The 4,753-nt window shown below is 36.8% G+C and carries 6 protein-coding genes; 5 read left to right on the top strand and 1 reads right to left on the bottom strand.

The genetic code is table 11. The features are described 5' to 3' along the window. The 5 genes from BN161_RS15065 to BN161_RS15085 form a co-directional block, all read left to right on the top strand. Positions 1–314, top strand: a 314-nt coding sequence (locus BN161_RS15065) for a M23 family metallopeptidase (RefSeq protein WP_044267642.1), incomplete at its 5' end; no start/stop codon positions are given. Between the two features lie 123 nt (positions 315–437). After that, the gene (locus BN161_RS15070) at positions 438–1,586 is read left to right on the top strand and encodes a DUF262 domain-containing protein (protein WP_044267645.1); all 1,149 of its coding nucleotides are present in this window, start codon (positions 438–440) and stop codon (positions 1,584–1,586) included. Next, on the top strand, positions 1,570–2,574 hold the full coding sequence (locus tag BN161_RS15075) for an AAA family ATPase (RefSeq protein ID WP_044267648.1): 1,005 nt from the start codon (positions 1,570–1,572) through the stop codon (positions 2,572–2,574). Before BN161_RS15070 ends, BN161_RS15075 begins: the two co-directional genes overlap by 17 nt. 2 nt (positions 2,575–2,576) lie before the next feature. Further along, entirely contained in the window at positions 2,577–3,320 is a 744-nt protein-coding gene (locus tag BN161_RS15080) for a hypothetical protein (RefSeq protein ID WP_052356304.1), read from the top strand. Between the two features lie 145 nt (positions 3,321–3,465). Then, positions 3,466–3,657 (top strand): hypothetical protein, encoded by a 192-nt coding sequence (locus tag BN161_RS15085; protein WP_044267651.1) that lies wholly within the window; start codon positions 3,466–3,468, stop codon positions 3,655–3,657. A 69-nt stretch (positions 3,658–3,726) separates the two neighbouring features. Here BN161_RS15085 and BN161_RS15090 read toward each other — a convergent pair whose 3' ends face one another. Then, positions 3,727–4,611 (bottom strand): hypothetical protein, encoded by an 885-nt coding sequence (locus BN161_RS15090; RefSeq protein WP_044267654.1) that lies wholly within the window; start codon positions 4,609–4,611, stop codon positions 3,727–3,729. Positions 4,612–4,753: the final 142 nt, after the last annotated feature.

Raw genomic sequence — 4,753 nt, forward strand, 5'->3', positions numbered from 1 at the left:
ACTATGCGATGATGGAGGGGGAGGTCATTAAGGTGGGGTATGACAGGCGTTCCGGCAACTATGTCACCATACGGCATGGCCACTATACCGTCAGCTATTGCCATCTGTCAAAGGCATTGGTCAAGAAGGGTGCGGCGGTCAGGCCGGGTGAAGTGGTTGCCGTCACAGGCAATACAGGCAGGTCAACGGGAGAGCACCTGCATCTGTCTGTCAAGTACAAAGGCGAGTGCATCAACCCGGATGTTCTTCTGAACTTTGTCAAAGAAAAACAGAACCTTCAAATATCTCGTAAATGCTCAACTCTTATAAACTGATATTGCAGTATATTGCTCTATTCTTGCTATGTTTGGTATAAAAAACCATTTATTAGAGAATATAGTGAGGAAAAGTCAATAAAAAAAAGTATATTTGCATTCAAATTGCATAGATGTAACCGTATGGAAACAACAATGATGAATCAACTTGTGGATGAAGAATTGCTTGAAGGAGAAACAAGTAATTCTTCAGAGGATGTGGATAAGGTCTATCCCAATGCGGAAGTTCGTGTTGAAAAAGCACAATACAGCACGATTCATTTGAAAAGGTTAATTGAAGATCGCAAGGAGCTTATTATAGATCCGGATTTTCAGCGAGACAATGTGTGGACCAGAAATCAAGGATCTGAACTTGTTGAATCAATATTGATGGGAATTCCTATTCCTACAATGTATTTTTTTGAAATGAGAAATGGAAAGAAACAAGTGGTGGATGGACGACAAAGAATTACAGCCATATTGGATTTTTTGAATAATAAATTGATCCTCAAAGATTTAAAAATTCTGCATCAATATAATGGATATCGCTTTTCTAAGCTTGATTCAAAAATGCAAGGCATTTTTGAAGACTATCAATTGTCTTTTTATATTATACAACCTCCTACGCCAGAACGTGTAAAGTATGATATTTTTGACCGTGTTAACAGAGGTGGAACTAAATTGAATAGTCAGGAAATGCGAAATGCTTTGTATCGGGGAAATTCCACAAAATTAATACTTGCACTTAGTCAGTCTAATGAATTCTTAAAAGCAACAGATAGGAGTATTGAAAAAAAACGGAAAAAGGATCAATATGTCATACTTCGTGCTCTTGCTTTCTATCTGTATAATGAAAAATCAGAAGAAGTAAAAGAATTAAATGGAGAGCCTATTGAGTACAAAAGTGATATTGACGATTTTTTGGCAAAGACAATGATATTTCTCAATGAAAAGGCAACAAGCAGAATGATAACAGAATGTTCCAATATGTTTACTAAATCCATGGAGAATTGCTACCGTATTATGGGCGCAGATTCTTTCCGTTTCTATTCGGAAAGTTCAAAAAAAAGGCCTATCAATATGCCATTATTTGAAATTATGGTTTACATTTTTTCTTTTGATTGTGTGAACAACAATCCTACATTGACAAAAAGTGAAGTGAACCACTTTAAGGAAAAATTCGATCATCAACAGATGTTCTCTGGTAATGTTGATTCCTCAGTGAATCTGACTGAAAGATTTAATATTGCACGTGAACTAATAAAAAAAATTCAAAATGATACGAAAAATTGAAATACAGAATTATAAAGGAATTCAGAATAGTATTTTGGATATACGTCCGTTGACTATTCTGACTGGGCTTAATTCCACAGGTAAGTCTTCTTGTTTACAAGGAATTCTTACTGCATTATATAACACGGCTCCTAATGCAGGAATAATACTGGAGAACTATGATTTTTCTTTTGAGACACTTCGTAATAAGAATGTAAATGCCAAAGATTTATTTGTCCATATTACATGTGATAAAGGAAAGATTATATATGAACAAAATGCGAATGGAATCCAAAGTCACGCAAATGATGCAAATGTCGATTTGGAAAAAAATTTATATTATCTTTGCGCGAATCGTTTGGGATTTAGTGAAATGGAAACCATATCACCAAAATATAAAGTGGGCGTTTCTGGTGAATATGTTTTTGGTACTTTTGAAATGGAAAAGGCAACTCCAATAGAAAAAGATCTTGTAAAATCCACAGAATCTGAAACATTGTCTTTTCATTTCAATTGGTGGCTTTCTTATATTTTAAATATCAAATTTGAAATGCAAACAGAGAGAGTTACACCAAATAAAGTTAATGTCTTATATAAAAGTAATGATATTCCTATGTTGTCTCCACAACAATTGGGCGTGGGTGTCAGCTATTTAGCGAAAATTCTGATTATGTGTCTCAGAGCTCGAAAAGATGACATTCTTATGATTGAAAACCCTGAGATTCATCTTCATCCAGCAGCGCAAGCTCGTTTAGGAGAGTTCTTTGCCTATTTGGTCAAAGCTGGCATTCAGTTGCTAATTGAAACTCATTGCGAACATCTTATTAATCGTATTCAATATGAGATATACAAGCAGAAAATCAATAATGAAAATGTGATTCTTTATTATAAAAAATCCATTGCAGATCCATTCGAAACCATTTTATTTACTGAAACTGGTAAATATAGTATGGACTTTCCTTCAGGTTTCTTTGATGCTACTTTGGACGAATTATTGGAAATGGAATAACAATGGGAAAAGTATTGAATGGTGTAGTCGTTTCTGATATCCTATTTACGGAGTATCATAAATTCAAAAAAGGGGAAGCTTGTAATACGGAGATGGTTAAGCGTCTTTTACATTACTACAAGCATGAAATAGTAGCTAATGTAGGACAGTATGAGAAAAACAAAGTTGAAATTAGCAGTAATCTAAAAGCACAGCTTACGCATTCTGGTTTTAAGCGCCAGTCACTTGAAGATTTGGCAGAGCAAAATACAATATACAAAATTGTATTGAATACCGAACGTAATGATTTCCCCTATATCAATATAATGGATGATAATGAAAAGTTAGAAAATAATTTTTCATCTAGTTTTGATGTTTCTGAAATACGCCAACGGGCATTTGAACATTTTGCGGCTATTTGTAAACATGCCAAAGATATCACTATATATGACAAGTATTTTTCCAGAGAAATGAATAATGTTTTTGCATTGGAAAAAATTCTACCTAAAAAGAAAATTGATATTCATTATAGTTATGACAGTGCAAAGGATGTTGGAATAAGAGATGAAGATGTTCTAAAGTTAAAAGAAATATGTTCAGACTGGAATTTTATCAAAGAGAGCATATTGAACAAAAGGCACGACCGCTATTTAATAATAGACAATAGCATTGAGATAATCCTTTCAAGTGGATTTGATCATCTTAACAATGACAATAGTGATTTCACATATTTGATTCGTCCAATTACTTCTAGTAGATTCAAGTAAGTAAAGGTTATGCATGCGAGGAAGCGGTTGCACAATTAGGTATTTCTTGAGAGAGCTTTTTCTTGCAAATACCGTTCTAATCATTTGACTATATGAATGTTATTTCGTATCTTTACATCTTAATCAATCACTTAAAGTTGAATATATGGATACCCTGATTATACTTTTTGTAGGCTTTGTAATCCTTAAAGGCATTTTTTCCGGTGGAAGTGGCCATGACTGCGATGAAAAGTCCGGGCGTCGCAAAAGGAAGAAGCGTTCCTTTTGGAATGATGCCCCTACATATTCCGAATACGATACGTGGAACCGTTCGCATGGGGATAAGAATAGTCTGTAAATGTGTTGTACAAATAGCAAAACAGTCCCGCCAAACATAAGAATGTATTGGTAGGACTGTTTATCATACTTACACCTCCTCCGACAAAATGGAGTTAATGCGTTTTTCCTCGTACTTGATAAGCTGTTGGGTACTCTGGGCCAATTCGGATTTCAACCGGTAGAGATTGGTCCGCATGGTCAGGCGCATCTCTACCAGCCTCTTCAAAGCCGGCCCGATGGGTTCGTCCGGATTCAACTCCAATACATTGGAACAGAGGTTCCCTTCCACATTATGTTGCGAATCATCCTGTTCCTTCAGATAGTCATATTGTGTCATTGCGTATTCAATCAGCGCATCATAACTCAACTCATTTCCTTTCTCCATAGTTTCTGCCAATGGGATATAAAACAGCAAGTCTTTTATCAACGCACTGTATTCCAAATAGACTGTCCGCATCTGATTCACATATTCCTGTTCTTTCTTTTGGAGTACGGAAGTGGGAAACAGGAACGTGGAAGTCACGTTTTGTTGTTCCAGTTGTTTGTTGATGTCCGTCAATAAGGACTTGGCATAGACAAAGTCACCCATATTCAGGCACGATACGACCATGTTCAGTACATAAAGGTCGATGGCTTTCAGGTTATCGGCCAGATTTTGTTTGAACTCCGTAAACCATTCCTCTTGTTGCGTATAGCGGATGGTATTCAGTTGCAGCACTTTCAAGTCACGGTGCAACACACCGGTCTGTTGCAAAGTACGGTTCAGTATCAGGATGGAAATGACACCGCCGATAATACCGCCGATATAGCTGCCCCCATAGCCTATCCAAGTGCCGACATCGTCCGCTCCTTCCATCAGAGTTAGAGGATTGAGCTTGAGCAAGGCCCAGTTTACCGGCAAAGGCAGTACGATAGTCAAGACTGCAATCTTTATCAGTTCTTTGCGTGAAAGGGCAAAATCTTCATTTTTCATGTGTTGATTCGTTTAATGTTGAACATTCCAACGGCATTTGACTGCTTGGTACAACTGTTCCAGCGGTTGCCGGTCAAAGACATTCCAATGGTCTGTATCCATTCCGACCAAGACGGCATGGGGATAAAGCCGTTTCCAGTCT

The organism is Bacteroides timonensis, from assembly GCF_000513195.1.
Classification (GTDB): domain Bacteria; phylum Bacteroidota; class Bacteroidia; order Bacteroidales; family Bacteroidaceae; genus Bacteroides; species Bacteroides timonensis.

Coding starts and splice junctions, on each gene's coding strand:
- BN161_RS15070 (WP_044267645.1), top strand. CDS start 438: ATGGAAACAACAATGATGAATCAACTTGTGGATGAAGAATTGCTTGAA.
- BN161_RS15075 (WP_044267648.1), top strand. CDS start 1,570: ATGATACGAAAAATTGAAATACAGAATTATAAAGGAATTCAGAATAGT.
- BN161_RS15080 (WP_052356304.1), top strand. CDS start 2,577: ATGGGAAAAGTATTGAATGGTGTAGTCGTTTCTGATATCCTATTTACG.
- BN161_RS15085 (WP_044267651.1), top strand. CDS start 3,466: ATGGATACCCTGATTATACTTTTTGTAGGCTTTGTAATCCTTAAAGGC.
- BN161_RS15090 (WP_044267654.1), bottom strand. CDS start 4,611: ATGAAAAATGAAGATTTTGCCCTTTCACGCAAAGAACTGATAAAGATT.